The sequence below is a fragment of the Paracoccus niistensis genome, assembly GCF_042432925.1.
Lineage (GTDB): Bacteria > Pseudomonadota > Alphaproteobacteria > Rhodobacterales > Rhodobacteraceae > Paracoccus > Paracoccus niistensis.
Map to the genome: position 1 here is coordinate 1 of NZ_JBHLWE010000036.1, position 2,464 is coordinate 2,464.

Below are 2,464 nucleotides of genomic sequence, written 5' to 3' on the forward strand. Positions count from 1 at the left end.
CGGTCATCGACACGAGGACGGCCATGGCTCTTGGGAAAAAAGGGCTGCAGACGCGCCATCTGCTCGTCTGTCAGCCAGAACAGGCTGCTCATGCGCCAGGTCTCCTCGCCACCTCAGCATCACGCACATAACCTGAAATCAATGGGTCAGGACCCTAGATCGGGCCTCGCGTGCCGGTACGAATGAGGGCGCGGGCGACGGCGATCGCGAGATGGGTCTTTCCGTTGCCGGTGCCGCCGATCAGGACCACGTTGCGCTGATCGGTCACGAAGCTGCCGGCGGCCAGTTCCCGGATCAGCCCTTCGTTGATCGGCGTGCCGGTGAAGTCGAACTCTTCAATCTCCTTGGCCAGAAGCAGCTTTGCGACTGTCATCTGGTAGCGGATCGAGCGCGCCGGCTTCTCGGCAATCTCTGACTGCAACAGGTCGCCGACGATGCGCGGCGGCTCATGCTGGCGCTTGATCCCGCTGGCCATGATCTCGTCATAGGCGCTGCGCATTCTGTAGAGCTTCAGTGTCCCCATCAGATCGAGGATTTGGGTGCGCTCCATGTTGGCTGGTCCTCCGGAGGCTGTCGTGAGCCGCGCGCAGTCGGCCACGGGTTCGTGGGTGAGGCGCATGGCTGCGGGTGCGGGGTTACAGTGGCGAGCCAGGATATTGATGACGACCGGAGCCGAATGAATGCCCTGCTCGAGCGCCTTGCGGGCCGGGCAGATTCAACCGCCTGCAGGCCATCCTCCGGGACGCAGCTCAGGATCTGGACCATCTGCCGGTCGCCGTCGTCCGTGCTCTTCAGCCTGCGCCGGATAGCGGCCATCGCCGGGGGCAACACCCGGTCCTTGAATGGGGCGCCGTTCCGCAAAGCTCCCGGTTCGCGCGCCAGAACAGGCACATAGTGCCACGGATCGTAGACGGTCTGGCCGCGGCCGAAGACGCGGGCATGCTCGCCCATGATGATGCCGTTCTGGCGAATGACGATCCGATCGGCATAGCCATGCACCTCTACGGGGCGGCCGACTGCGGTCGCGAGCAGCGAGTATTTGTTGTTGTCGAACCTGACCGTGCAGGTCTTCGATACCGAAGCCGGGACGCTGTGGAAGCCATCGAAGCGTCCGGCATAGGGCACAAGGTGCTGGCGCTCCGCCTCGAACATCTCCCAGATGGTCCGGTCCACCTGCTCGGGGTGCCGATGCGCCTTGGCATGGGCCACGCACTTGTCGAGCAGCCAGGCGTTCAACTCGTCGAAGCTCTTGACCCGCAAGCGGGGCGTGAAGAACCGCTCGCGCACCAGCCCGACTGGTTCTCGACCTGGCCCTTCTTCCAGCCCGAGGCGGGAGTGCAGGGTCGGACGATCCGTCCGACGGCTGGACAAGGTAGTGGCTGCACATCTGCAGAAATCGACGATTGTAGAGCTGTTCCTTGCCGGTGAAGACGGCTTCGACAAAAAAGCGGCCGCTTTCTTTGAGGCATGTCATGCTTCGCCCGAAGCCGAGCGACCTCTTTCTTCAATGCCGCGATCTCGGCCAGATCGGCCCGCATTTGCCTTTTCCCTGGAAACGCCGCAACTGGCGCGGCAGCTCCCACATCCGGCGCCGCAACACGCTCTCGGCGACATCCAGGTAACGGGCTGCCTGCGCCGCCGATACGCCGCGCTCGGTCACCAGCTTCACAGCCTCGGTCTTGAACTCGCGGCTGAACTTCCGTCTTGTCATGCGTGGTCTCCGGTCCCTTGGTCACGATCCTATGGTCGTGTCCACGAAACCCGCAGCAGGCCACTGCGCCTCGCCAAGCGCCAGCTTGATCCCGGAGGCTCTGGACGCTATGGCCCCCTGCGGGAGGCGTGGCAGAGTGGTTTAATGCACCGGTCTTGAAAACCGACGTGGGGCAACCCACCGTGGGTTCGAATCCCACCGCCTCCGCCATTTGGACACAATTTTCTTTATAGTTACAATATATTGCGTCTTTCATATATCTCCTACGACCTCTCTACGACCGCATAGGCTCAAACGCGTGTGCAGGCTTGTGGGCCATGGTCGAAGTTGCCTCTTGTGCTGTAAAGCCACAGCTTCGCCCGCGGTCGCGGACCTGACGCATGAACAGGCCCCTTATATCGGCCGATCCGTGGGCGCCGCTCGCGATGCCGCTGCCGATCGAACCGGCCACGCTAGAGAGTGATCGCAAGCAGGGCGACGACCGCCCAGCCACACCGCTCGGGTTGCGCCTGAGCCCAGGCACCAGCACGAAGCCCTGACACTGCAAAGCACTGTAGATGCCGCGCAGGCCGTACGCCACGGTTGTGGCCGTGCGTGCAGCCGGCTTGGCAAGCTCCACGCCGACAAGCCACTGACAGCGCCCGCTCCCAAGCAGAGCGCTAAACTCGCTCCGTCATTCCCGTAGCGTTCTGAGGTGGTCCCGGCTTTTGAGACAGGGGCATAAGGTGGATCGCCTAATGAAAAGGACGATCC

1 protein-coding gene, 1 tRNA gene and 3 pseudogenes are annotated in these 2,464 nt (G+C 62.9%); 1 reads left to right on the top strand and 4 read right to left on the bottom strand.

The features are described from left to right. The 4 genes and pseudogenes from ACFFII_RS11435 to ACFFII_RS11450 all read right to left on the bottom strand — a co-directional run. A pseudogene (locus tag ACFFII_RS11435) lies at positions 1 to 92 on the bottom strand (IS5/IS1182 family transposase); the annotation flags it as partial. A gap of 71 nt (positions 93 to 163) precedes the next feature. Beyond that, positions 164 to 550 (bottom strand): annotated as a pseudogene (locus ACFFII_RS11440) (ATP-binding protein); the annotation flags it as partial. After that, positions 483 to 1,441, bottom strand: a pseudogene (locus tag ACFFII_RS11445) (Mu transposase domain-containing protein); the annotation flags it as partial. The pseudogenes ACFFII_RS11440 and ACFFII_RS11445, both read right to left, overlap by 68 nt. Before the next feature lie 63 nt (positions 1,442 to 1,504). Next, complete coding sequence (locus ACFFII_RS11450) at positions 1,505 to 1,711, bottom strand: transposase (RefSeq protein ID WP_377699014.1); 207 nt, start codon at positions 1,709 to 1,711, stop codon at positions 1,505 to 1,507. Positions 1,712 to 1,833: 122 nt separating this feature from the next. Between ACFFII_RS11450 and ACFFII_RS11455 the strand changes: the two genes are divergently transcribed. Further along, positions 1,834 to 1,921 (top strand) — tRNA-Ser (locus tag ACFFII_RS11455). Positions 1,922 to 2,464: the final 543 nt, after the last annotated feature.